This is a genomic window from Kitasatospora sp. NBC_00374, from assembly GCF_041434935.1.
In the GTDB taxonomy this organism is placed as follows: Bacteria; Actinomycetota; Actinomycetes; order Streptomycetales; family Streptomycetaceae; genus Kitasatospora.
On sequence record NZ_CP107964.1, the window covers coordinates 7,018,651 to 7,043,879 of the forward strand.

Annotated in this window: 19 protein-coding genes, 6 tRNA genes and 1 pseudogene; 18 read left to right on the forward strand and 8 right to left on the reverse strand. The window is 73.7% G+C overall.

The features are described 5' to 3' along the window. Window positions 1–13 precede the first annotated feature (13 nt). The 14 genes from argB to cobA all read left to right on the forward strand — a co-directional run bounded on the left by argB (window position 14) and on the right by cobA (window position 18,067). Window positions 14–946 (forward strand): acetylglutamate kinase, encoded by a 933-nt coding sequence (gene argB / locus OG871_RS31160; RefSeq protein ID WP_371501333.1) that lies wholly within the window; start codon window positions 14–16, stop codon window positions 944–946. Next, complete coding sequence (locus tag OG871_RS31165) at window positions 943–2,148, forward strand: acetylornithine transaminase (protein ID WP_371501334.1); 1,206 nt, start codon at window positions 943–945, stop codon at window positions 2,146–2,148. The genes argB and OG871_RS31165 overlap by 4 nt, the downstream gene beginning before the upstream one ends. 23 nt (window positions 2,149–2,171) lie before the next feature. Continuing rightward, the gene (locus OG871_RS31170) at window positions 2,172–2,720 is read left to right on the forward strand and encodes an arginine repressor (RefSeq protein ID WP_350638527.1); all 549 of its coding nucleotides are present in this window, start codon (window positions 2,172–2,174) and stop codon (window positions 2,718–2,720) included. Between the two features lie 152 nt (window positions 2,721–2,872). Beyond that, complete coding sequence (locus OG871_RS31175; RefSeq protein WP_371501335.1) at window positions 2,873–4,066, forward strand: argininosuccinate synthase; 1,194 nt, start codon at window positions 2,873–2,875, stop codon at window positions 4,064–4,066. Between the two features lie 72 nt (window positions 4,067–4,138). Further along, a complete protein-coding gene (gene argH, locus OG871_RS31180) occupies window positions 4,139–5,563 on the forward strand; it encodes an argininosuccinate lyase (RefSeq protein WP_371501336.1) in 1,425 nt (474 codons plus the stop codon). A gap of 257 nt (window positions 5,564–5,820) precedes the next feature. Beyond that, entirely contained in the window at window positions 5,821–6,315 is a 495-nt protein-coding gene (locus tag OG871_RS31185) for an RNA polymerase sigma factor (protein WP_371501337.1), read from the forward strand. Window positions 6,316–6,586: 271 nt separating this feature from the next. Continuing rightward, window positions 6,587–7,081, forward strand: a complete 495-nt coding sequence (locus OG871_RS31190; RefSeq protein WP_371501338.1) for a GNAT family N-acetyltransferase — start codon at window positions 6,587–6,589, stop codon at window positions 7,079–7,081. A 469-nt stretch (window positions 7,082–7,550) separates the two neighbouring features. Continuing rightward, a complete protein-coding gene (locus OG871_RS31195; RefSeq protein ID WP_371501339.1) occupies window positions 7,551–8,576 on the forward strand; it encodes a methionine ABC transporter ATP-binding protein in 1,026 nt (341 codons plus the stop codon). A gap of 8 nt (window positions 8,577–8,584) precedes the next feature. After that, window positions 8,585–9,319: a methionine ABC transporter permease gene (locus OG871_RS31200; RefSeq protein ID WP_371503480.1), complete on the forward strand. Its 735-nt coding sequence runs from the start codon at window positions 8,585–8,587 to the stop codon at window positions 9,317–9,319. A gap of 98 nt (window positions 9,320–9,417) precedes the next feature. Beyond that, complete coding sequence (locus tag OG871_RS31205; protein WP_371501340.1) at window positions 9,418–10,254, forward strand: MetQ/NlpA family ABC transporter substrate-binding protein; 837 nt, start codon at window positions 9,418–9,420, stop codon at window positions 10,252–10,254. Window positions 10,255–10,472: 218 nt separating this feature from the next. Beyond that, on the forward strand, window positions 10,473–11,117 hold the full coding sequence (locus tag OG871_RS31210; RefSeq protein WP_371501341.1) for a GNAT family N-acetyltransferase: 645 nt from the start codon (window positions 10,473–10,475) through the stop codon (window positions 11,115–11,117). Between the two features lie 228 nt (window positions 11,118–11,345). Beyond that, window positions 11,346–12,608 carry a precorrin-6y C5,15-methyltransferase (decarboxylating) subunit CbiE gene (cbiE, locus tag OG871_RS31215; RefSeq protein WP_371501342.1) on the forward strand — a complete coding sequence of 421 codons (1,263 nt, stop codon included), beginning with the start codon at window positions 11,346–11,348 and terminating at the stop codon, window positions 12,606–12,608. 463 nt (window positions 12,609–13,071) lie between these two features. After that, on the forward strand, window positions 13,072–16,740 hold the full coding sequence (cobT, locus tag OG871_RS31220; protein WP_371501343.1) for a nicotinate-nucleotide--dimethylbenzimidazole phosphoribosyltransferase: 3,669 nt from the start codon (window positions 13,072–13,074) through the stop codon (window positions 16,738–16,740). A gap of 94 nt (window positions 16,741–16,834) precedes the next feature. Continuing rightward, a complete protein-coding gene (gene cobA / locus OG871_RS31225) occupies window positions 16,835–18,067 on the forward strand; it encodes a uroporphyrinogen-III C-methyltransferase (RefSeq protein ID WP_371501344.1) in 1,233 nt (410 codons plus the stop codon). A gap of 22 nt (window positions 18,068–18,089) precedes the next feature. On the opposite strand, the gene OG871_RS31230 is transcribed toward cobA, so the two are convergent. Continuing rightward, on the reverse strand, window positions 18,090–18,665 hold the full coding sequence (locus OG871_RS31230; RefSeq protein ID WP_371501345.1) for a hypothetical protein: 576 nt from the start codon (window positions 18,663–18,665) through the stop codon (window positions 18,090–18,092). A gap of 149 nt (window positions 18,666–18,814) precedes the next feature. Here OG871_RS31230 and OG871_RS31235 point away from each other — a divergent pair, with 149 nt between their 5' ends. After that, complete coding sequence (locus tag OG871_RS31235; protein WP_371501346.1) at window positions 18,815–19,621, forward strand: TrmH family RNA methyltransferase; 807 nt, start codon at window positions 18,815–18,817, stop codon at window positions 19,619–19,621. Window positions 19,622–20,264: 643 nt separating this feature from the next. Here the strand turns inward: OG871_RS31235 and OG871_RS31240 are convergent. Next, a pseudogene (locus tag OG871_RS31240) lies at window positions 20,265–21,419 on the reverse strand (serine/threonine-protein kinase); the annotation flags it as partial. Between the two features lie 467 nt (window positions 21,420–21,886). Here OG871_RS31240 and OG871_RS31245 point away from each other — a divergent pair. Beyond that, a complete protein-coding gene (locus OG871_RS31245; RefSeq protein WP_371501347.1) occupies window positions 21,887–22,078 on the forward strand; it encodes a hypothetical protein in 192 nt (63 codons plus the stop codon). 236 nt (window positions 22,079–22,314) lie between these two features. Here the strand turns inward: OG871_RS31245 and OG871_RS31250 are convergent. From OG871_RS31250 to OG871_RS31275, 6 genes are all read right to left on the reverse strand, one after another. Further along, a tRNA-Val gene (locus tag OG871_RS31250) sits at window positions 22,315–22,386 on the reverse strand. A 52-nt stretch (window positions 22,387–22,438) separates the two neighbouring features. Further along, window positions 22,439–22,510: transfer RNA gene (locus tag OG871_RS31255), tRNA-Val, on the reverse strand. Window positions 22,511–22,559: 49 nt separating this feature from the next. Continuing rightward, window positions 22,560–22,631: transfer RNA gene (locus tag OG871_RS31260), tRNA-Val, on the reverse strand. Between the two features lie 49 nt (window positions 22,632–22,680). Continuing rightward, window positions 22,681–22,752: transfer RNA gene (locus OG871_RS31265), tRNA-Val, on the reverse strand. 31 nt (window positions 22,753–22,783) lie between these two features. Then, a tRNA-Cys gene (locus OG871_RS31270) sits at window positions 22,784–22,857 on the reverse strand. Between the two features lie 40 nt (window positions 22,858–22,897). Then, window positions 22,898–22,970: transfer RNA gene (locus OG871_RS31275), tRNA-Gly, on the reverse strand. Between the two features lie 260 nt (window positions 22,971–23,230). Between OG871_RS31275 and OG871_RS31280 the strand changes: the two genes are divergently transcribed. After that, complete coding sequence (locus tag OG871_RS31280; RefSeq protein WP_371501348.1) at window positions 23,231–24,286, forward strand: chorismate-binding protein; 1,056 nt, start codon at window positions 23,231–23,233, stop codon at window positions 24,284–24,286. 109 nt (window positions 24,287–24,395) lie between these two features. Continuing rightward, window positions 24,396–25,214, forward strand: a complete 819-nt coding sequence (locus OG871_RS31285; protein ID WP_371501350.1) for an aminotransferase class IV — start codon at window positions 24,396–24,398, stop codon at window positions 25,212–25,214. Window positions 25,215–25,229: the final 15 nt, after the last annotated feature.

Here is a 25,229-nt window from a genome sequence, read left to right on the forward strand (position 1 = left end):
TCCGGGGGACACCGTGCAGATCGCACCCAAGGGCGAACAGGCCCGTAACAACACCGCGTTGCCCAAGGCCCGCACGTTGATCGAGGCGCTGCCCTGGCTGGAGCGCTTCCACGGCAAGACCATCGTGATCAAGTTCGGCGGCAACGCCATGGTGGACGAGGACCTGAAGGCGGCCTTCGCCCAGGACGTCGTCTTCCTGCGCTACGCCGGCCTGCACCCCGTCGTCGTCCACGGCGGCGGCCCGCAGATCAGCGCCCAGCTGGAGAAGCTCGGACTGGAGTCCTCCTTCACCGCGGGTCTGCGGGTCACCACGCCGGAGACCATGGACGTGGTGCGGATGGTGCTGGCGGGCCAGGTGCAGCGCGAGCTGGTCGGTCTGCTGAACGGGCACGGCCCGTTCGCGGTCGGCATGACCGGCGAGGACGCCCACACCATGACCGCGGTCAAGCGGTACGCCGTGGTGGAGGGCGAGCAGGTCGACATCGGGCTGGTCGGCGACATCGTCCACATCGAGCCCGGCGCGGTGAAGGCGCTGATCGGGGACGGCCGGATCCCGGTGATCTCCTCGATCGCGCGCGGCGCCGACGGCCACGTCTACAACATCAACGCGGACACCGCCGCCGCCGCACTGGCGGTGTCGCTCGGCGCCGAGATGCTGGTGATCCTCACCGACGTCGAGGGCCTGTACCGCGACTGGCCGAACTCGGACGACGTGATCAGCAAGCTCTCCGTCACCGAGCTGGACGAGATGCTGCCCGGCCTGGCCAGCGGCATGCTCCCGAAGATGGAGGGCTGCCTGCGCGCCGTCCGCTCCGGCGTGGGCACGGCCCGCGTGCTGGACGGCCGGGTGCAGCACAGCCTGCTCCTGGAGATCTTCACCGACGAAGGCATCGGCACCATGGTCGTCCCCGACGACGAGGCGCCCGTACTGGGGGGACTGGCATGACCGGCGGCAACACCGAGATCACCGAGCGGTGGCAGGGCGCGCTGATGGACAACTACGGCACCCCGCGGGTGCCGCTGGTGCGCGGCGCGGGCTCGCGGTTCTGGGACGCGGACGGCAAGGAGTACCTGGACCTGGTCGGCGGCATCGCGGTGAACGCGCTCGGCACCGCCCATCCGGCGATCGTCGAGGCCGTCACCGGCCAGATCTCGACCCTGGGCCATGTGTCCAACCTGTTCATCGCCGAGCCGACCGTCCGGCTCGCGGAGCGGCTGCTCCAGCTGTTCGGCCGCGAGGGCCGGGTGTTCTTCTGCAACTCCGGCGCGGAGGCCAACGAGGCCGCGTTCAAGATCAGCCGGCTGACCGGCCGGACACAGCTGATCTCCGTCCAGGGCGCCTTCCACGGCCGGACCATGGGCGCGCTCTCGCTCACCGCCCAGCCCGCCAAGCAGGACCCGTTCCGCCCGCTGCCCGGTGACGTCCTGCACGTGCCCTTCGGTGACGTCGAGGCGCTACGGGCCGCCGTCACCACCGAGACCGCCGCGGTCTTCCTGGAGCCGATCCAGGGCGAGAACGGGGCGATCCCGCTGCCCGACGGCTACCTCCGCGCGGCCCGCGAGATCACCCGCGCCACCGGCACCCTGCTGGTCCTGGACGAGATCCAGACCGGCATCGCCCGCACCGGCCACTGGTTCGCCCACCAGGCCTTCGAGGGCGTCGAGCCGGACGTCGTCACCCTGGCCAAGGGCCTCGGCGGCGGTCTGCCGATCGGCGCCACGGTCGCCTTCGGCCCGGCGGCGGACCTGCTCCACCCGGGCCACCACGGCACCACCTTCGGCGGAAACCCGGTGGTCGCCGCGGCGGGCCTGGCGGTGCTCGACACCATCGAGTCCGAGGGCCTGCTGGACCACGTGCGGAAGGTCGGCGAGCGGCTGCGGGCCGGTATCGAGGCGATCGGGGACCCGCTGGTCGCCCACGTCCGCGGCGCGGGCCTGCTGCTGGGCATCGTGCTGACCGAGCCGGTGGCCGCCAAGGTGCAGGCCGTCGCGCAGCAGGCCGGCTTCCTGGTGAACGCGGCGGTACCGGACGCCGTACGGCTGGTGCCGCCCCTGGTGCTGACCGAACAGGAGGCGGACAGCTTCCTGAGCGCCCTGCCGGAGATCCTCCGGTCGGTGCGGGAGTCCGCCCCCGACGCGAACAGCTGAGCGCAGTCCAGGAGAATCATCGTATGACCGCTCCCCACTCCGACCAGTCCGCCGCCGGGCCGACGTCGCAGGTCCCGCAGACCCGCACCGCTCGCCACCGGCGGATCGTGGACCTGTTGACCCGTCAGCCCGTCCGCTCGCAGAGCCAGCTGGCCAAGCTGCTGGCCGACGACGGACTGGTGGTCACCCAGGCCACCCTCTCCCGGGACCTGGACGAGCTGGGCGCGGTGAAGATCCGCAACCGGGACGGCGCGCTCATCTACGCCGTCCCGGCCGAGGGCGGCGACCGCACGCCGCGCGCGCCGATGGGCGAGTCCGCCAGCGAGGGCCGGATGGCCCGGCTGGCGGGCGAGCTCATGGTCTCCGCCACCGCCTCCGGCAACCTGGTGGTGCTGCGCACCCCGCCGGGCGCGGCGCAGTTCCTCGCCTCGGCGATCGATGCCGCCGAGGTGTACGAGGTCATCGGCACCATCGCCGGTGACGACACGGTGCTGCTGATCAGCCGCGACCCGGCCGGCGGCCAGGCGCTGGCCGACCACCTGATGCAGCTGGCCCAGGCCAAGGTCCAGTAGCCCGGCCCGGCCGCCCGGCCGGGCGGCACGTCCGCCGGAAACGGGGTTTGGCGTTTCATACGCGGTGATGCATACTTATGCCTAACGCCGCATGGGATCCCGCACAGCGCCGTTCCCCTGCCCTGTACGCACCCTTTGTGAAGGAGAAAGCCGTGACCGAGCGCGTCGTACTCGCCTACTCGGGCGGTCTGGACACGTCCGTCTGCATCGGCTGGATCGCCGAGGAGACCGGCGCCGAGGTCATCGCCGTCGCGGTCGACGTCGGCCAGGGCGGCGAGGACCTGGAGAAGATCCGCCAGCGCGCGCTGGACTGCGGCGCGGTCGAGGCCGAGGTCGCGGACGCCCGTGAGGAGTTCGCCGACGAGTACTGCCTGCCGGCGATCAAGGCCAACGCCCTCTACCAGGGCCAGTACCCGCTGGTCTCGGCGCTGTCCCGGCCGACCATCGTCAAGCACCTGGTCGCCGCGGCGCAGAAGCACGGCGCCACCACCGTCGCCCACGGCTGCACGGGCAAGGGCAACGACCAGGTCCGCTTCGAGGTCGGCATCAACTCGCTCGCGCCGGGCCTGAAGTGCATCGCCCCGGTCCGCGACTACGCGATGACCCGGGACAAGGCGATCGCCTTCGCCGAGGCCAAGGGCCTGCCGATCGCCACCACCAAGAAGTCCCCGTACTCGATCGACCAGAACGTCTTCGGGCGGGCCGTCGAGACCGGCTTCCTGGAGGACATCTGGAACGCCCCGATCGAGGACGTCTACGAGTACACCCAGGACCCGGCCACCCCGCGCGAGGCCGACGAGGTGATCATCACCTTCGAGGCGGGCGTCCCGGTCGCGATCGACGGCCGCAAGGTCACCGTGCTCCAGGCCATCGAGGAGCTCAACAAGCGGGCCGGTGCCCAGGGCGTCGGCCGCCTCGACATGGTCGAGGACCGCCTGGTCGGCATCAAGTCCCGCGAGATCTACGAGGCCCCCGGCGCGATCGCCCTGATCACCGCCCACCAGGCCCTGGAGAACGTCACCGTCGAGCGCGAGCTGGCCCGCTACAAGCGGCAGGTCGAGCAGCGCTGGGCCGAGCTGGTCTACGACGGTCTGTGGTTCTCCCCGCTCAAGCGCGCCCTGGACGGCTTCGTCAACGAGGCCAACCAGTCCGTCTCCGGCGACATCCGGCTCGTCCTGCACGGCGGCCGCGCGGTGGTCAACGGGCGCAAGTCCGACCAGTCGCTGTACGACTTCAACCTGGCCACCTACGACACCGGCGACACCTTCGACCAGTCGATGTCCAAGGGCTTCATCGAGATCTTCGGTCTCTCCTCCAAGATCGCGGCCCGCCGCGACCTGTCCTGACCAACCCCTCCCGGTCCCGGCTGCTCCCCCCGGCAGCCGGGACCTCCCCCTCACCGGCAAGGAGCCCACGCGATGTCGTCCGACCAGACCGCAGACGTCCGACTCTGGGGCGCGCGCTTCGCCGACGGCCCCTCCGAGGCCCTGGCCAGGCTCTCCGCCTCGGTGCACTTCGACTGGCGCCTCGCGCCGTACGACATCGCGGGTTCCAAGGCGCACGCCAAGGTCCTGCACAAGGCCGGCCTGCTGAGCGACGAGGAACTGGCCGGCATGCTGGCCGGACTCGACCGGCTGCTCGCCGACGTCGACGCCGGCACCTTCACCGGCACCATCGCCGACGAGGACGTGCACACCGCCCTGGAGCGCGGTCTGCTGGAGCGGCTCGGTCCGGACCTCGGCGGCAAGCTGCGCGCCGGGCGTTCGCGCAACGACCAGATCGCCACACTCTTCCGGATGTACCTGCGGGACCACGCGAAGATCATCGGTGGCCTGGTACTGGACCTCCAGCACGCCCTGGTCGGCCTGGCCGAGGCCCACCCGGACACCGCGATGCCGGGCCGCACCCACCTGCAGCACGCGCAGCCCGTCCTGTTCGCCCACCACGTCCTCGCGCACGTGCAGGCCCTCGGCCGCGACGCCGAGCGGCTGCGCCAGTGGGACACCCGCACCGCCGTCTCCCCGTACGGCTCCGGTGCGCTGGCCGGCTCCTCGCTCGGCCTCGACCCGGAGGCCGTCGCGGCCGACCTGGGCTTCGAGGGCGGCTCGGTCGGCAACTCGATCGACGGCACCGCCTCGCGGGACTTCGTCGCCGAGTTCGCCTTCGTGACGGCGATGATCGGGATCAACCTCTCCCGGATCGCCGAGGAGGTGATCATCTGGAACACCAAGGAGTTCGGCTTCATCACGCTGCACGACGCCTTCTCCACGGGCTCCTCGATCATGCCCCAGAAGAAGAACCCGGACATCGCCGAGCTGGCCCGGGGCAAGTCCGGCCGCCTGATCGGCAACCTCACCGGCCTGCTGGCCACCCTCAAGGCCCTGCCGCTCGCGTACAACCGCGACCTGCAGGAGGACAAGGAGCCGGTCTTCGACTCCTGCGACACCCTCGAGGTCCTGCTGCCCGCCTTCACCGGCATGATGGCCACCCTCACCGTGCACCGCGAGCGGCTGGAGGAGCTGGCCCCGGCAGGCTTCTCGCTGGCCACCGACATCGCCGAGTGGCTGGTCAAGCAGGGTGTCCCGTTCCGGGTGGCGCACGAGGTGGCCGGTGCCTGCGTCAAGGTCTGCGAGGGCCGGGGCATCGAGCTCTCCGACCTGACGGACCAGCAGTTCGCCGAGATCTCCGAGCACCTCACCCCCGAGGTCCGCTCCGTCCTCAGCGTCCACGGCGCCATCGCCTCCCGCAACGGCCGCGGCGGCACCGCCCCCAGCGCCGTCGCCGTCCAACTGGCCGAGATCAAGGCCGACCTGGCAACCCAGCAGGAGTGGGTCCAGGGCTGACACCCGGGACGCCGCCGACGTCGCCCGGCCGGGCTCGGCCGCTCCGCGGCCACCCGTCAGGTTCCCCGCGCCCCCAGGGGCGCGGGGAACTGCGCGTTTCGGCGCGCCCGCGCGCCCGGCCCGGGTTCCGACGATCCGCCGGCGGGCGGGACCTCCGACGGCTCCCGGCCGGGGCGCTCCGCCGCCGGGCGTGCCCGTGCGAGTGGTCGGCGGGCCCCGGCCGTGTCCGGCAGGCCGCGGGGGAGGTCATACCGGGTGTGATTCCTGTCTCCGAGCTGCGCCGCGAGCTGCGGCCGTTCCTGGCGGCGCTGGCCCGGGGCAGCGGGACGGATCCCGAGGATCTGGAGCAGTCGGTCTGGCTCGGGGCCCTGGAACGGGCCGCGGCCGGCCGGCTTCCGGCGGCCCCCGCCGCCTGGCTCCGCGGCCTGGCCGTCCGGGAGGCCCTGGCCGCCCGCGCGGGTGCGGTGGAGATCCCCGTCCCGAAGGTGACACAGCGTCACCTCGATCCGGCGCTGCAGCTCGCCAGGGCCGAACTCCGCCGCGCCGTGCGACGGGCGCTCGCCGCCCTGCCCGGCCGTTGCCCGGAGCTGCTGGCGGCCCTGGCCGAGTCGCCCGAGCTGACGTACCGGCAGCTGGCCGCCCGGCTCGGCGTGCCCCGTGGCTCGCTGGGCCCCACCAGATCCCGCTGCCTGGGCTGCCTGCGGGCGCTGCTGGCGGCCCGGCGGGAGGAGTGGCGGCCGGGTGAAGGGTGAGTGACGCTCGCCACGTCGGGCAGCCGGGAGGTTGAGAGCGGTCGACGGCTGGGTAGAGCGGTGGCGAACGCCGCTCTTGACGGTCGTCCCCGGTTCCGGATACTGAGCGTGAGTGCTGGTCCGGTCCCGGCGGGCGGTTGTGCCGTCCGGAGGGGCGTCCGTGCGCTTTCCCCCGGGCCGGGCCGATCCCCGTCCGGGCACACCTCGGCAGGCGGCCGGTGCGAGACCCTCACTCGTCGCGCCGGACACGATCCATGGGGAGGCCCCGCACATGGGCATGAGTGTGAGCATCTCGGCAGCGACCGAGCAGGACGCGGAGCAGATCCTCAAGCTCCAGTACCTCGGCTACCAGAGCGAGGCGGAGCTGTACTCGGACTGGTCGATCGACCCGCTGACCCAGACCCTGGACAGCATGCGCGAGGAGATCGCCGAGCGGCACGTCCTGGTGGCGCGCCTCGGCGACGAGGTCGTCGGTACGGTGCGCGGCTGGGTGGACGAGCAGGGCGTCGGGCACATCGGCCGCCTGGTGGTGCACCCGCGGATCCAGCGGCACGGCCTGGGCCGCCGCCTGCTGGACGCCGTCGAGGGCCGGCTGACCGCCGAGCACGCGGTCAGCGCGTTCGCCCTCTTCACCGGTCACCGCAGCCTCGCCAACCTGCGTCTGTACGCCCGCCAGGGATACCGGCAGACCGCCGTGCGGGAGGTCTCCCGCCGGCTCAGCATCGTCACCCTGGAGAAGCCGGTCGCGACCTCGCTCGCTGCCTGACCTCCGCCCCGCCGACGGCGCCCGCCTCTCCTGAGGCCGGGCGCCGTCGGCCTTGGTACGCAAGGGTCGTGTCCGTATTCCGGACAGCAAGTCCTGATCATTGGGACGGCGTCCCTATGTCTGATTTACTTGCGTCCATGACTGCGACGACGAAATGCATCCCCACCGGCACCGCGCCGGCAGGCGAGCGATGCGTGTGCCGTCGAATGTGTCACTGCTGAGGGCCACCGTCCCCCCGCTCGCGCCCCGAAGCGAGTAATCCCCCGCGCGCCGTTCCAGGCGTATCCGCCCACCGGTCACCGATGACCGGTTGGGGCCTTTCCACGCACGTTGTCGCCGCTCGGCGGCCACGGGCGGCGTACGACAGAAGCTGACCCCCTTTCACCTGCACCGGCGTGCTCGGCATGCCGCTGACCGCCATCGGCGTGCCGCCTTCCAGGCCGTCCGCCCACGAACAACGGAAGCAGCTGTGATCACCACCAAGGACCTGAGAAAGGTCTACAGCTCCCGGGGCCGCGAGGTCACCGCTCTCGACGGCGTCGACCTGCACGTCCGCCAGGGCGAGGTCTACGGCGTCGTCGGCACCAGCGGCGCCGGCAAGTCCACCCTCATCCGCTGCGTCAACATGCTGGAGCGGCCCAGCTCCGGCACCGTCACCGTGGACGGCCTCGACCTCGCCGCGCTCTCCGGCAGCGAGCACCGGGCCGGGCGCGAGCTGCGCGAGGCCCGCCGCCGGATCGGCATGGTGTTCCAGCACTTCAACCTGCTCTCCTCGCGCACCGTGCAGGAGAACGTCGAACTGCCGCTGGAGATCATCGGCCAGGACCGCACCCAGCGCCGCCGCCGCGCCGCCGAGCTGCTCGACCTGGTCGGCCTCGCCGACAAGGCGCGCAGCTACCCGAGCCAGCTCTCCGGCGGCCAGAAGCAGCGCGTCGGCATCGCCCGCGCCCTGGCCGGCGACCCCAAGGTGCTGCTCTCCGACGAGGCCACCTCGGCGCTCGACCCGGAGACCACCCGCTCCATCCTCGCCCTGCTGCGCGACCTCAACCAGCAGCTCGGCCTCACCGTGCTCCTGATCACCCACGAGATGGACGTCATCAAGTCCGTCTGCGACTCCGCCGCCCTGATGCGCGGCGGCCGGGTGGTCGAGTCCGGCGCCCTGACCGACCTGCTCGCCTCCGAGGGCTCCGAGCTCGCCCGGGAACTCTTCCCGCTCGGCGACTTCGGCTCCGGCCACCCCGGCCACACCGTCGTCGAGGTCACCTTCCAGGGCGACACCCCGGCCCAGCCCTTCATCTCCCAACTGGCCCGCACCTACCAGATCGACATCAACATCCTGGGTGCCGCGGTCGAGACCATCGCCGGCCGGATGGTCGGCCGGATGCGGGTCGAACTGCCCGGCGGCCACCAGGACAACGTGGTGCCGATCGGCTTCCTGCGCGAGCAGGGCCTGCAGGTGGACGTGCTCGCTGGGGCGAACGGAGCGGTGGCATGAGCAACACCCTGACCTGGGACCAGATGCAGGACCTGATGTGGCCCGCCACCTGGGAGACGCTCCAGATGGTCGGGGTGGCCTCGGTCGCCACCGTGATCCTCGGCCTGCCCGTGGGCCTGCTGCTGGTCCTGACCGACCGCGGCGGCCAGTTGGAGAACCTGCCGGTGAACCGGGTGCTCGGCGCCGTGGTCAACATCGGCCGCTCACTACCGTTCATCATCCTGATCGTCGCGCTGGCGAGCTTCACCAAACTGATCGCCGGCACCAGCATCGGGTGGCAGGCCGCGACGGTGCCGCTCACGGTCGGCGCCATCCCGTTCTTCGCCCGCCTGGTCGAGACCTCCGTCCGCGAGGTCGACCCCGGCCTGGTCCAGGCCGTCCAGTCGATGGGCGGCTCGACCTGGACGATCGTCCGCAAGACCCTGCTGCCGGAGGCGCTGCCCGCGCTGGTGGCCTCCGCCGTCACCACGGTGATCGCCCTGATCGGCTACTCCGCGATGGCGGGCGTGGTCGGCGGCGGCGGCCTCGGCGACCTGGCGTACCGCTACGGCTACCTGCGTTTCCAGACCACCTTCATGTGGGTGATCGTCGCCGAGCTGGTCGTCATCGTGACGGTGCTCCAGCTGATCGGCGACCGGATCGCCCGCCACCTCTCCCACCGCGGCTCGTACCCCAGCCCGCTCGGCCTGCTCTTCGGCCGCCGCCGCCGCAGCGCCGACGACGACGAGCTCATCTCCCACTGACCCCGCCGGCCCGACCCAGGGCCCGGCGAGAACCAGGCCGCACGTCCGTCACCCACGGCCCGGACGGCCGACCGCAACCCCGCAGAAAGGCACTTTTCGTGCGTAACGTCCTGAAGACCACCACCGTCATCGCCACCGCCGGCCTCGCCCTCTCGCTCGCCGCCTGCGGCAGCTCCGGCTCCTCGCCGGCCGGCGCCTCGGCCGACCCGAACAAGGCGCTGACCGTCGTCGCCAGCCCCACCCCGCACGCCCAGATCCTCCAGTACGTGAAGGACAACCTGGCGCAGAAGGCGGGACTCAAGCTGGACATCAAGGTGGTCAGCGACTACGTGACCCCCAACACGGCGGTCCAGGACGGCTCCGCGGACGCCAACTACTTCCAGCACGTGCCGTACCTGGACGACTTCAACCAGAAGAACGGCACCACCGTCGTCCCGGTCGAGCCGGTCCACCTGGAGCCGCTCGGCGTCTACTCCAAGAAGGCCAAGGCCGTCGGCGACCTCAAGGACGGCGCCCAGGTCGGCGTCCCGAACGACGCCACCAACGAGGGCCGGGCGCTCAAGCTGCTCGCCGACAGCAACGTGATCACCCTCAAGGCCGGCGCGGGCACCGCCGCCACCGTCCAGGACATCGCCACCAACCCCAAGAACCTCAAGTTCAAGGAGCTGGAGGCGGCCCAGCTGCCGCGCGCCCTGGACGACCTGGACGCCGCCGTCATCAACGGCAACTACGCCCTCGACTCCGGCCTCAAGCCCGCCACCGACGCCATCCTGCTGGAGAAGGCCGCGGGCAACCCGTACGCCAACATCCTGGCCGTCAAGAAGGGCAACGAGGCCGACCCGCGGGTCAAGAAGCTGGCCGAGCTGCTGCACTCCGCCGAGGTGAAGAAGTACATCGACGACACCTTCCAGGGCTCCGTCATCCCGGCCTTCTGAGCCGCCCGCACACCCTGACGACCGGGCCCCCGCCGACACCCGGCGGGGGCCCGGTCGTGCAGTATGCAGGGGACGCGGCGCGGTCGGGGACGAATCTGACGAGCCGTCGCCACAACGGCGGCGTACCTGACGGGCCGTCGACGGACAGCGGGTACCCTGGCACGCCCGAGGAGGGGCGCGGCGTACCGTGTGTCCACGACCGGCGAGGAGAGACGGCAATGGCAGCGAGCTTCCCCGAGACAGCCATCAGCACCGACCGGCTGCTGCTGCGCCCGCCCGCGGACTCCGACGCCGCCAGCCTGGTGTCGATGATGGCCGACGACCAGGTGAACGCCTGGACGGCCGTCCCGCAGCCCTTCACCGAGGCGCACGCATGGGAGTGGATCCGGCAGCTGTCACCGGCCCGCCGGGCCGAGGGCCGGGGCATCGCCTTCGTCGTCACCGAGCACCTCACCCAGCGGGTGGTCGGCACGGTCGAGCTCGGTGGCACCGACTGGCGCCTGGGCTCCACCGAGATCACCTACATCACCGCGCCCTGGGCCCGCGGCGAGGGCTACGCTCCCGAGGCCGTCCTCGGTGTCGCGCAGTGGCTGTTCGAGGACCGTGGCTTCCACCGCCTGGAACTGCGGACCGCCGCCGGGAACACCGCCGCCCAGCAGGTCGCCCAGAAGACCGGCTGCATCAGCGAGGGCGTGCTGCGCAGCGCCTGGACGGTCCGGGACGACGGGACCCAGGGCGACCGGGGCACGGCCCGCCGCGGCGGCGAGTCCCGGACCGACCTGATCCTCTGGAGCCTGCTTCCGGAGGATCTGGACGTGCCGGAGCCGGACTGGGCCGAGCCGCGCCACCTGCTGAGCGACTGACCTGCCGGGCGACCGGCCGAGGGGCCCGGTCGGCGGGTGCGCCGGGCGCACGGCCGTACGGCCCTGCGGCGCGCGGGGGAGCGCACCCGGTAGCCTCTCCTGGGGCGTGCCGAGACCGGCCGCCCGAGGGTCCGGACGGACGGTTCCCGGGCGTCGAGTCGCTCCGCCGAGAACTGTCAGCAGCCGGGCCCTGCAACGGGGCGGACCAGGCGAGGAGAACAGCCGCAGATGGCTGACCGGATCACGGTCATCGGGTGGGACGGAACCCCGCTCACCGAGGCGGCGGCATCCGCGCTCGCCGGCGCGACCCTGGTGGCGGGGGCGCCGTACCAGCTCAACGCGTTGCCCGTACCGGCCGGCGCCGAGCGCATCGCGCTCGGCAGCATCGCCGCCGCCGCGCACCGGCTCGCCGAGCACCGCGGTACCGCCGTGGTGGTGGCCGAGGGCGATCCCGGTTTCTTCGGGGTGGTCCGCACGCTGCGCCGCCCCGAGTACGGGCTGGAGCTCGAAGTCCTGCCCGCGGTCTCCTCGGTGGCCACCGCCTTCGCCCGGGCCGGGATGGCCTGGGAGGACGCCCAGGTGGTCTCCGCCCACGGCGGCCGGCTGCGCCGGGCCGCCAACGTCTGCCGGGCGCACCCCAAGGTCGCCGTGCTCACCACCGCCGACGCCGGCCCCGCGGAGCTCGCGCTGATGCTCCGCGGGGTGCACCGCACCTTCGTGGTCTGCGAGGCGCTCGGCACCCCGGAGGAGGACGTCACCGTCCTGACCTCGGACCGGGTGCCGGACCACGACTGGCGCGATCCGAGCGTGGTGCTGGTGATCGGCGGCAACGTACCGAACAACATCACCGAGGCGGCCGGCTGGCTCGCCGGTCGCCCGGTCGGTTTCCCCGCGCCGGAGCGCGGCTGGGCGCTGCCCGCCCCGGCGTACGCCGGCGCCGAGCCGCAGGCCGACGCGGAGGACGGCGCACAGGACGAGGAGCGCGCGCTGCCCGAGCACGTCCGTGCGCTGGCGCTGGCCCGCCTCGGAGCCGTGCCCGGTGACCTGGTCTGGACGGTCGGCGGCAGCAGTGGGGCGCTCGCCGTCGACATCGCGCACTTCGGCGCGGCCGTGGTCGCGGTCCAGGCCGACCCGGCCGTCTGCGCCCGGATCACCGCCGCCGCCCGCCGCCACGCGGTCGAGGTGGAGGTCGTCCAGGGCGACGGGCCCGAGGCGCTGGGCGGACTGCCGGAGCCCGACGCAGTCCTGGTCGAGTCCGGTGGGGCCGAGCTGGTCAGGTCGGTCGTCGCCCGGCGGCCCGGGCGGCTGGTCGCGGTGGCCCGCAACCTGGCCGAGGCCGGTGAGCTCCGGCGGATCGCCGAGGCCGCCGGATACCGGGTGGACGGCGCGCTGCTGCAGTCCGCGCCGCTCGCACCGGCGCGTGCCGACCGCGACCGCCCCTCCTTCGGACCGGCGGACCACACCCTCCTGCTCTGGGGCAAAGCCGGATGAGCCGCCCCCGCAGCGCGGCCCCGGACGGTGATCCACGTCGCATCCGGACGCCGGGTCGGGAGAGCGTCGGCCCCGGCCGGTAGGGTGGCGTCCGGGCTGTGCTCATGGGTGGGTCGTGTCCGATCCGGACTGGTTGACACCTATTTGACGCGGTGCAACCTGTATCGACACATCCTGGACGCATTCGACGCGATGCGGGCCGGGCCGGAAGAATGTCGCAGGGTTCCGGTGAGATCGTGCCGGTTGCCCCGGGCCGTCGTTGTTCCTGACGGTGCGCCAGCCCGGCAGGGCCGTCGCGCCGCCAGGGGTGGAGCAGCGCGCCGGAGCCGACGGCCGCCGTGTGCGCGGCGGCCGCCAGTAGGTGGAGGGGCGGGCCGTCCGCGGTCCCGCCCCAGCGGAGTTGGGCGCTGCGGTCATGGCCGTGCCGCCGAGGGCGCGAAAGCGGCCTGGAAGGAGCTTTGACATGACCGATGGCGGCCACGTCCCGAGCGCGGGAGTACCGGAGCAGCCGCACGGCGGTGCCGACCCGCTCGGCTCGCCGGAGGGCACCCCCATGCCCGGTGCGCAGCCACCCGGCCAGGCCTGGGCCGCCGAGCCCCGCCCCGCGTACACCTTCCTCGACCAGTTGGACGAGGAGGAGGACGAGCTGCTGATGCCCGGCCCGCAGGGCTCCTGGGGCGAGCAGCTGATCGGCGCGGTGGAGACCGTCAACGTGATGGAGCACCCGGTGGTCACGCCCGTCCAGCCGCAGGCCGCGATGCCGGTCCACGACACCATGGCGCTGCGGACGGTCGCCGAGCCGCAGCCCGCGGGCGTCCCGGTCGAGCCGTCCTGGCCGCCGCTGAACCCGCCGCTGCCGGTCGCCGAGGTGTTCGCCGCGGAGCCGCCGGCGCCGCCGGTCGCCGCGGAACCGGTGGTCCCGCAGGCGTACGACCAGGCCCAGGTGCAGCTGCAGGTGCAGGCCCAGACTCAGGAGCCGGTCGCCGCCCAGGCACCCGCCGCGCCGGCCGCGCCGGCCGTCGAGGCCCAGGCACCGATGACGCCCGCTCAGCCCGTCCGGCGGCCGCTGCACGCCGGGCCGCCGATCCCGGACCCGACGCTGATGACCGGCCACGTCCCGGTCCGCTCACTGGCCGACCGCGGTCCCTCCGGCAACCCGGACCCGCAGGCGTACCCGGGCGGCACCCCGGCGTTCGGTACCCCGGTCGCGGTGGCGCCGCCGGTCGCCGAGCCGATCGCCCCGCCCGCGCCGGTGCAGCCGGCCCAGCCGGTGGCGGAGGCCGTCGCGGTCGAGCTCCCGATGGCCGCGGCGCCCGCTGTCGAGGTGCCCGCCGTCGAGGTGCCCGCCGTCGTGATGCCCGCCGTCGAGGTGCCCGTCGTCGTCGAGGTGCCCGCGGTGGCGGCCCCGGTCGTCGAGGAGCCGGCCGCGCAGGTCGTGGAGCCGGTGGCCGCAGCCCCGGTGGCGCCCGCCGAGGTCCCCGCCGACCAGCCGGTGGAGGCCGTCGCCGAGCCCCGGCCCGAGCCCCTGGCACCGGTCGCGCCGGAGCCGGTCACCGAAGCGCTGCCGGAGGCGGTGGCCGAGACCGCCGCCGAGGCCCCGGCGCCCGTCGCCATTCCGCTCGCGCCCGTCGCGCCGGTCGCCCCGGTCTTCGTCGAACCGGTCTTCGCCGGCGCGGGCGGGCCGACCCCCGCGCCGCTCCCCGAGTCCCAGCCCGTGGCCCCGGCCCAGCCGGCCGCGGCCGAGCAGGCCGAGGCCCCCGCCGTCGAGACGGTCCAGGCCACGATCCCCGCGCAGGCCTCCCCGTCCGCCCCCCAGCACCGGAGGATCTCGGCCTTCCTGGCCGCCCCCGCGCCGCACGGCCTGCCCGTCGTCGAGGCCGCGCCGCCGGTGGACGGCACCGGCCTTGCTTCCCCGGTGGCCGCCGGCACCGGCGACCTGCTCACCGAGCCCGTCGCCCCCGCCGTGACCGCCCCCGAGGCGCAGCCGCAGCCCGTCGCGGCCGAGACCGAGCCGGTGGCCGTCGAGTCCGTACCCGAGCCGAGCCCCGAGCCCGCCGCGGCCGAGCCGTCCCCCGAGCCCGCCCAACCCCAGCCCGAGCCGGCCGCCGAGACCCCCGCCGCCGAGTCTCCGGCGGCCGAGACCCCGGCGGCCGCCGAGCCCGGCTCCGCCCCGGCGGAGCCCGTGGGGCAGCCCGCCGAGCCGCAGGCCGATCAGCCCGCCGAGCAGCCCCCGGCCGAGGCCGTCGAGCCGGCCGACACCGAGCCGACCGCGGCCGCGGACGGTGCCGCCGCCGAGGCCGTCGAGCACGCCCCCACGGAGGAGCAGGCCCCCGTGCAGGAGCAGGCCCCCGCAGAGGAGCAGCCCGCCGTCGAGCGCGGCCCCGCCGCCCCCGGCTACGACGAGGCCGGCCGCGAGGCCGTCCACCAGGTGATCCGCGAGCGCCGCGACATCCGCAACGGTTTCCGCCCCGACCCGATCCCGCACGAGGTGCTGATCCGCGTTCTGGAGGCGGCCCACACCGCCCCCAGCGTCGGCTACTCCCAGCCGTGGGACTTCGTGGTCATCCGCTCCGCGAAGACCCGCCAGAAGATGCACCGGCTGGCGGAGCGCCAGCGGGTGGCCTTCGCGGACTCGCTGCCCAAGGCCCGGGCCAAGCAGTTCAAGGAAATCAAGATCGAGGCCATCCTCGAGACCCCGGTGAACATCGTGGTCACCGCCGACCGCACCCGCGGCGGCCGGCACACCCTCGGCCGGCACACCCAGCCGCAGATGGCCCCCTACTCCGCCGCGCTGGCCGTCGAGAACCTCTGGCTGGCCGCCCGCGCGGAGGGCCTCGGTGTCGGCTGGGTGAGCTTCTTCGACGAGGAGGAGATGATCCGCGAGCTCGGCCTGCCCGAGCACCTGGACGTCGTCGCCTACCTCTGCGTCGGCTACGTCGACGCCTTCCCGGACGAGCCCGAGCTGCAGCAGCAGGGCTGGGCGAAGAAGCGCCCGCTGGCCTGGGTGGTCCACGAGGAGCAGTACGGCAACCGCGCGCTGCCCGGCGAGGAGCCGCACAGCCTGCTCTCCGACACCCTGCGCGGCATCCGCCCGCTGGACGCCAAGTCCCTCGGCGAGGCCTGGGACCGGCAGAAGCGGATGACCAAGCCGGCCGGCTCGCTCGGCATGCTGGAGATAATCGCCGCGCAGCTGTGCGGCCTGTCCCGCAAGTGCCCGCCGCCGATCCCCGAGCCCGCCTGCGTGGCGATCTTCGCCGGTGACCACGGCGTGCACGCCCAGGGCGTCACCCCCTGGCCGCAGGAGGTGACCGGCCAGATGGTGGCCAACTTCCTGGCCGGGGGAGCGGTGGTCAACGCCTTCGCCGCCCAGGTCGGCGCGGAGGTCTGCGTGGTCGACGTCGGCGTCAAGGCCGATCTCCCGGAGCCCGTCCAGCAGGGCCGCACCACCGGTCTGCTGCCCCGCAAGGTCAAGCCCGGCACCGACGACATGACCCAGGGCCCGGCGATGACCCGCGAGGAGGCGCTCAAGGCGATCGAGATCGGCATCGAGACCGCCCGCGACCTGGTCGCGGCCGGCAACAAGGTGCTGATCACCGGCGACATGGGCATCGCCAACACCACCGCGTCCGCCGCGCTGATCTCGGTCTTCACCGGTACCGACCCGGCCGAGGTCACCGGCCGTGGCACCGGTATCGACGACGAGACCCACGCCCGCAAGGTCGAGGTCGTGCGCCGGGCCCTCACCCTGCACCAGCCCGATCCGGCCGACCCGATCGGCGTGCTGGCCGCCGTCGGCGGCCTGGAGCACGCGGCCATCGCCGGCTTCCTGCTCGGCGCCGCCTCGCTGCGCACCCCGGTGGTGCTGGACGGGGTGATCGCGGGCTCCGCCGCGCTCGCCGCCAAGGCGATCGCCCCCGAGGTACTGGCCGCCTGCATCGCCGGTCACCGCTCCGCCGAGCCCGGCCACCAGGCCGCGCTGGCCAAGCTCGGCCTGCGCCCGCTGATCGACCTCGATCTGAGGCTCGGCGAGGGCACCGGCGCCCTGCTGGCCCTGCCGCTGGTGCAGAGTGCGGCCCGCGCGATGCACGATGTAGCCACCTTCGACTCCGCCGGGGTCACCGAGAAGGCCTGAGGCCTCCCGCAGTCCCCGTACCGGCCCGAGGGCGCGCCGGTACGGGGCACCGCTGTACGCCGTACCAACCTCCACCCACCCAGGAGCACCGCCGATGACCGCGCCCAAGCCCCACCCCAGCACCGAGGGCCTCACCCCGTACCCCGTCGGTCTGCTGCTCGCCGGCCGCCGTGTGGTCGTGGTCGGCGGCGGCCAGGTCGCCCAGCGCCGGCTGCCCGCGCTGATCGCCGCAGGTGCGGACATCCAGCTGATATCGCCGACCACGACCCCCGCCGTGCAGGCCATGGCGGACGCCGGCGAGCTGACCTGGCACCGGCGCGGTTACGCCGACGGCGACCTGGCCGACACCTGGTACGCGCTGGTCGCCACCGACGACCCGGCCGTCAACACCGCGGTCTCCGCCGAGGCCGGGCGTCTGCGGGTGTTCTGCGCCCGCAGCGACGACGCCTCCGCCGCCACCGCCTGGACCCCGGCGAGCGGCCGGGACGGCGGCGCCACCGTCGCCGTGCTCACCGGCGACCCGCGCCACTCCGCCGGGCTCCGGGACGCCATCGTGGACAGCCTGCGGGACGGCTCGCTGACTGCCCGCCAGTACCGCGAGCGGATCCCCGGCGTGGCCCTGGTCGGCGGCGGCCCCGGCGACCCGGACCTGATCACCGTGCGCGGGCGCCGCCTGCTCGCGGACGCGGACGTGGTGGTCGCCGACCGGCTCGCCCCCCGCGAACTGCTCGCCGAGCTGCCCCCGCACGTCGAGGTCATCGACGCCTCCAAGATCCCGTACGGCCGTTTCATGGCCCAGGAGGCGATCAACCAGACCCTGATCGACCATGCCAAGGCCGGGAAGTTCGTGGTCCGGCTCAAGGGCGGCGACCCGTACGTCTTCGGGCGCGGCGGCGAGGAGCTGCTCGCCTGCGCCGAGGCCGGCATCCCGGTGACGGTGGTCCCCGGCATCTCCAGCTCGATCAGCGTCCCGGCCGCTGTCGGCATCCCGGTCACCCACCGCGGGATGACCCACGAGTTCACCGTCATCTCCGGTCACGTCGGCCCCGGTGAGCGCTCACTCACCAACTGGGACGCGGTCGCCCGGATGAGCGGCACCCTGGTGCTGCTGATGGCCGTCGACAAGATCGGCGACATCGCCGCCAAGCTGGTCGAGTGCGGGCGCCCCGCCGACACCCCGGTCGCCGTCGTCCAGGAGGGCACCACCGCCGCGCAGCGCCGCATCGACGCCACCCTGGCCACCGTCGCCGCCACGGTGGCCGCGGAGGGTGTCCGCCCGCCCGCCGTCATCGTCATCGGCGACGTCGTCAACGTCCTCGCCCACTGACCCGCCGGGGCCACCGGGCGGGTCAGCCCTGCCCGGTGGCCTCCAGGGCGAGCGCGAGGTGGCTGAACCCCGGGACGGCCGAGCCGACCGCCTTCTCGAAGTGGACGGCGTCGGCCAGGCCGATCCGGCGGCCGTCCGCCAGCGAGCGGTTCGACGTCCACAGCAGCAGCCGCAGCTGCGGGTGCTCGATGCGGAGCAGCTCGTCGGCGGCCTTCGGCGGGCGCCCGCTGTCCGCGCACCAGGCGGCGACCTCCGCCCAGAAGTCCGCCAGTGCCCGCCAGCACACCGCGCTGCGCGGCCCCAGCGCGGCCTCGGCGTCCCGGGCCGGCACGATGCCCGGCAGCCCGTGGGACACCAGGTTCTGTACACACTCCAGCGCGGTCACCGCGAACTCGTGGTCCGCCTCGTCGGCCAGCAGCTCCTCGATCGCGCCCAGCATCAGGCCGGGTCCTGCGCCCCCGCCCCGGACCGCCCGGAACGCCGCCTCCCGGCAGACCGCCGGGTCGGTGGTGTCGTCGAGCTCCCGTCGGTCGACGCCCGTCGCGTCGAGCAGCCGCCGCGCCCTCGCCGAAGGGCGTCGCCGCCACGGATTCCACACGGCTGTCCCCCGGTCCGTCCGCTGCCGGCGCCCGTCGCGCCGTAAGGCTGTGATGATCGCACGGCCGCCGTCGGCGGTCGGGGCCGGTGCCCCCGGCCGGCCCGGAGACCGATTGGATTAGCCGCGGCCGACCAGGCAGGATCGGGCCCGTGTCCGAACCAAGCACCGTCACCGACCCCGCCGATCCCCGTCTGGCCGACTACACCGGCCTGACCGACGTCGAGCTGCGCCGCCGCCGCGAACCCGCCGAAGGACTCTTCATCGCCGAGGGCGAGAAGGTCATCCGCCGCGCCCTGGAGGCCGGCTACCGGATGCGCTCGATGCTGCTGACCGCCAAGTGGCTCGGCGTCATGGCCGACGTCATCGAGGCCGCGGACGCCCCCGTCCACCTGGTCGAACCCGCCCTCGCCGAGCAGGTGACCGGCTACCACGTGCACCGCGGCGCGCTCGCCTCGATGGAGCGCAAGCCGCTGCCGGAGGCCGCCGAGATCCTCGCGGGCGCCCGCCGGGTCGCCGTCCTGGAGGGCCTGGTCGACCACACCAACCTCGGCGCGATCTTCCGCAGCGCCGCGGCGCTCGGCATGGACGCCGTGCTGCTCTCCCCGGACTGCGCGGACCCGCTCTACCGGCGGGCCGTCAAGACCTCGATGGGCGCCGTCTTCGCCGTCCCGTACGCCCGCCTCGACCCCTGGCCCGCGGCCCTGGACGCAGTGCGCGTGGCCGGATTCCAGCTCCTCGCGCTCACCCCGGCCGAGCACGCCGTGGATCTCGCCGAGGCCGCCCCGCACCGCCTGGAGCGCGCCGCGCTGATGCTCGGCGCCGAGGGCGACGGGCTGACCCGCCACGCGCTGGCCGCCGCGGACCGCGCCGTCAGGATTCCGATGGTCCACGGCATCGACTCGCTGAACGTGGGCGCCGCCGCCGCGGTGGCGTTCTACGCCGTCACGGCGGGCTGACCTCCGCCGGAGCCCGGCCGGGGGCCGCCCGTGCGACCGTACGTCAGCGCGTGCCCCCGGCGGCGCCGCCGGAGATGCCCGCGCCGGGCCAGGACTCCTCCAGGCCGCCGTCGCCCCGGACGGTGTAGCGGGTGGTCGAGACGGCGCCGGTCTGCGAGACCCGCTCCTCGCGCAGCAGTGCGCCGTTCTCGATCCGCCAGACCGCACCGGCCTGCGGGTCGGCCGCGGAGGCCCGGGCGGCCCGCACCACCGCCACGTCGCCGTTGAAGCCGAAGAGCTGCACCAGGTCGACCGGGACGGAACCCTCGGACCGCCGCAGCACCACCACGATCGCCGGCGCCTCCCGGTACCGCGCGGGCAGCACGGCGGTCAGGACGGTCTGCGCACCCTCGCCGGTGCTGCGGCCGTCCCGGAGCTGGATCGCCGGGCCGCCCGCCGGGTCGGCGTACAGCCGGTTCGGCCAGTCGCCGTTCGGCAGCTGGCCGACCGCCGGTCCGAGCCCGGCGTCGCCGCCGCTGCGTGCGGCGGTGGCCAGCGGTGCGGCGGCCCCGGCGCCGTCGATCGACAGGGGCGCCGGCTGCTCGGCGGGCGGTGAACCGACCACGGCGGGCTGCTGCGCGGGCAGCCCCTGCTCGCCGCGGTTCTCGCAGCCCTGGGCGGCGGCGATCGCCAGCGCGACGCCGACCGTCACCGTGACGAAGACGATCACCCGCTGCCGCAGCAGCCGCCGCCGGGACTCGGCCGGACGGACCGGCGGCGGGGTGTGCTGACGGTCCCTCGGGGCCGGCGGCCGGCCCGGGGCGGGCGTCGGCTGGCGCTCCCGTACCTGTTCCGCGTGGTGCGGCCGGGGCATCGGTGCGGTGGCGGGCTGGCCCGGCCGCCGCCGGACCGGTCGGTCGGCCGGGGCCGCCGCCATCGGGCGGACCGGCGCCGCAGGCTGCGGTACGGCGGCCCGGCCGCGGCCGGCCCCCGCCGCCGCCCCGCGCGCGGCCAGTTCGCTGAGCCGCTCGTGCAGCGCGGCGGCCGGCGGGCGTTCGGCCGGCTCCTTGGCCAGGCAGGCGCGGACCAGCGGCGCCAGCGGCGCGGGCACGCCGGACAGCTCGGGCTCCTCGTGCACCACCCGGTAGAGCATCACCTCGGAGGAGGCGCCGGAGCCGAACGGGGTGTCACCGGTGAGCGCGAAGGCCAGCGTGGCGCCGAAGGCGAAGACGTCCGTCGCCGGGGTGACGGCCGCGCCGCGCACCTGCTCGGGCGCGAGGAAGCCGGGCGAGCCGACCGCCGTACCGACGTGGGTGAGCGTGCTGGCGCCGCGTGACCAGGCGATGCCGAAGTCGATGATCCGCGGGCCTTTGGGGGAGAGCAGGATGTTGGACGGCTTGAGGTCACGGTGGACCACCCCCGCCTCGTGCACCTTGACCAGGCCGTCGGCCAGCGCGGCGCCGATCCGGGCCGCCTCCGGCCAGGGCAGCGGCCCCTCCTCGCCGACCCGCTTGTACAGCGAGGGGCCGGGCACGTACGCGGTCGCCAGCCAGGGGCGCTCGGTCTCGATGTCCGAGCCGACCACCCGGGCCGTACAGCCGCCCCTGATCCGCGAGGCGGCGGCGATCTCCCGGGCGAAGCGGGTACGGAACTCGGCGTCCTCGGCCAGCTCCGCGCGGATCAGCTTGAGCGCGACCCGCTGCCCCTTGCGGTCCGAACCGAGGTAGACCACGCCCATCCCGCCGGCCCCGAGCCGTCGGTGCAGACGGTAGGGGCCGACGATGCGGGGGTCCTCACGCCGCAGCCGCATCATCGCCATGCTCGTTCCCGTCAGCCTGTGGGGTGATCCCCCGTCGGATGGGGGATCGTCAGATCCTGTCGGCCCACAGCTTACGGACTGCCCGCTGCGGTGTGCTGATACGCAACACCCCCGGCGCCGGTCGGATTGTCGGATACCGCTCACGCTGACCCGGAACCCGGTCGACGCACCCCCTCTGACCAGGCGCGGAGCAAGCTCTAGGGGCCGTTCTCAGGGTTCCCTCGGGGATCCGTTCCGCCCTGTCTCCGCCTCCAGTAGTACACGCCACGGCGCGGGGTCATCCTCGGGGAGGCCTGGAGACGGTACGGGGGCATGACGTCATGCGCCGCGCCGCCGAATACCTTGGTTATCAGCGGCGGGCGGAGACCCTCGTCCCCCGAGATTCCGCCCCCGCGCCCACGTCCCACCCCGTCCGGACAGACCGTACGGGACCAACCGGTCCGAGCAGGACGGCAGGAGCAGAGACCATGGCCATGCAGCTCAACGGAGCCGGCCGCCGCCAGAGGCCGAACGCCCCGCACACCGGGGCCGAGACCAGGCACCCGGCGGTCGCCCTGGCCATCGCGGTCCCGTGCGCGGTCCTGCTGCTCGTGCTCTTCGGCGGGTGGGAGCAACTGGCGACGCAGACCCAGGCGGTCGCCGATCTGATCGGACGCTGACTTCGGGGGAAGTCGGTGTCGGGGCCGGGGTCGCGCACCGCGCGGCGCCCCTACTCCGCAGGGCACGTGGACGGGCGAGCGGCGGAGGAGCACAGCGGTCGCATCAAGCGACCCCGGAGCGTGGTTGCCGGGTACAGGTTGTCGGTGAGGGCAGCGCTGTACCCGGCAACACGCATGTCCGGGCCCGAAACGCCGAGAGCCGCGACCTCGATGAGGTCACGGCTCTCGTTCTGCGGTGCGCGATACTGGGATTGAACCAGTGACCCCTACCGTGTCAAGGTAGTGCTCTCCCGCTGAGCTAATCGCGCTCGACCGCTGTCACAGTCGCGGCCGTACTGTTGTGGATCTTGGAGATCCGAGTGCGCGATACTGGGATTGAACCAGTGACCCCTACCGTGTCAAGGTAGTGCTCTCCCGCTGAGCTAATCGCGCTCGACCAGCACTCACGTGCCGACCTGGGGCTGACCCCGGTGGATCCGAGTGCGCGATACTGGGATTGAACCAGTGACCCCTACCGTGTCAAGGTAGTGCTCTCCCGCTGAGCTAATCGCGCTCGACCAGCACTCACGTGCCGTCCCGGGGTTGAACCCGGTGGATCCGAGTGCGCGATACTGGGATTGAACCAGTGACCCCTACCGTGTCAAGGTAGTGCTCTCCCGCTGAGCTAATCGCGCGGGGAGGCCCCCGGTGAACCGGGGAACCTCTTGGAGGTGGAGACGGGATTTGAACCCGTGTACACGGCTTTGCAGGCCGTTGCCTCGCCTCTCGGCCACTCCACCAGGCAACTTCTGAAGAACGATCTTACCCTGTTCCTCATCGAGCGGACGACGAGATTCGAACTCGCGACCCTCACCTTGGCAAGGTGATGCTCTACCAACTGAGCCACGTCCGCCTGTCTCCCGGCCGCTTCCCCGACTTTCCTCGGCTCCGCTTCCCGGCGACGTGTTGAACTCTAGCGGATTCCCGGGCCAGCTAAAAATCCGTTCCCGCAGCGTGGCGCGGGGGTGGCCCCGAGGTGGCGGTTCGTCAGCCGTCCCGGCAGCTCGGGAGCCGCACCCCGGAAGGCGCCGACCTACACTTCAGGCACCGGGGCCACCCCCGGCGCGCGCGCCCGCACCCGGGCCGGCAGTACCGAATCCGCGCAGGAGAACCGTGTCCGGCCGCACCACCCCCCTCAGCCCCGACCAGCCGATGGCCCGCTTCGGCGGGTTGCTCGCCACCGGGCTGCGCGAGGTGACCTCCGACCCGGCCGCACTCGACTCCGCCGGCTTCTGGGCGGTCGCCCACGACTTCGAGGGCCGGCTGGTCTGCGCCCGTTTCGACGAGCTCCGCCCCGACCTCGCCCCGCCCCGCACCGAGCGCTGGCTCGGCCCGCGTCCGGACAGCTGGCACAGCTCGCTCGACCGGGCCGCCTACACCGCGGGCGTCCGCCGGATCCGGGAGCACATCGCGGCCGGCGAGGTCTACCAGGCCAACCTCTGCCGGGTGCTGTCCGCGCCGCTGCCCGACCCGGAGCGCGCCGACATCGACGCCCTGACCGGGCTGCTCGCCCACGGAAACCCGGCCCCGTACGCGGGAACGATTCGGCTGCCCTCGCACGGCGTCGAGATCGCCACCGCCTCGCCCGAGCTCTACCTGCGCCGGGACGGCCGCACCGTCTCGTCCGGGCCGATCAAGGGCACCGGCCGCACCGAGCACGACCTGCTGGAGAAGGACCACGCCGAGAACGTGATGATCGTCGACCTGGTCCGCAACGACCTCGGCCGGGTCTGCGAGACCGGCAGCGTCACCGTCCCCGACCTCTGCGTGGTCGAGAAGCACCCCGGCCTCGTCCACCTGGTCTCCACCGTCCAGGGCACCCTGCGCCCCGACGCGGGCTGGCGCGAGCTGCTCGCCGACACCTTCCCGCCCGGCTCCGTCACCGGCGCCCCCAAGTCGAGCGCCCTGCGGATCATCGACGCGCTGGAGACCGCCCCGCGCGGCCCCTACTGCGGCGCGGTCGGCTGGGTCGACGCCGACCGCGGCGAGGCCGAACTGGCGGTCGGTATCCGTACCTTCTGGATCGACCGGGCCGACGGCCCGCCGGTGCTGCGGTTCGGCACCGGCGCCGGCATCACCTGGGGCTCCGACCCCGAGCGGGAGTGGGACGAGACCGAACTCAAGGCCTCCCGCCTGGTTGCGATAGCGTCGGGCACCCACGTGTACTGAGCGACCCCGGGCACCGGCCCAACCGCACTGGTCCAAACCGCACTGGGCCACCTGCACCGGGCGATCCCGTACCGAGCCACCTGCACCGAGCTCCGAGGAGCAGCGCCACATGAAGATCTGGGTCAACGGATCCCTGACGGAGAGCGACACCGCGGCGCTCTCCGTCCTCGACCACGGACTCACCGTCGGCGACGGCGTGTTCGAGACCGTGAAGGCGGTCGACGGCCGGCTCTTCGCGCTCACCCGCCATCTCGACCGCCTCACCCGCTCCGCGCGCGGCCTCGGTCTGCCCGACCCGGACCACGCCGTCCTCCGGGAGGCCTGCGAGCAGGTCCTCGTGGCCAACCCGATGCCGCTCGGCCGGCTTCGCATCACCTACACCGGCGGCACCAGCCCGCTCGGCTCCGAGCGCGGCGATCTGCCCCCGAGCCTGGTGGTCGCCCTCGACACGGCCAAGCCCCGCCCGGACACCACCGCGGTGGTGACCGTCCCCTGGCGCCGCAACGAGCACAGCGCCGTCGCCGGACTCAAGACCACCTCGTACGCCGAGAACGTGGTCGCCCTCGCCGCCGCCCACCGGGCCGGCGCCTCCGAGGCGCTCTTCGGCAACACCGCCGGACTGCTCTGCGAGGGCACCGGCTCCAACGTCTTCCTGGTCCTCGACGGGCAGCTGCTCACGCCGACCCTCGCCTCCGGCTGTCTGGCCGGTATCACCCGGCAGCTGACGGTGGACTGGACCGGCGCCGAGGAGCGCGACCTCCCCTTCGAGGCCCTGTTCGAGGCCGAGGAGGTCTTCCTCACCTCCACCCTGCGCGACGTCCAGGCGGTGGCCCGGATCGACGGCCACGAGCTGCCCGCGCCGGGCCCGGCCACCCTCAAGGCGATGGCCCAGTTCGCCGAGCGCAGCGGCGACGACCTCGACCCCTGACCCGGCCCGGCGGGG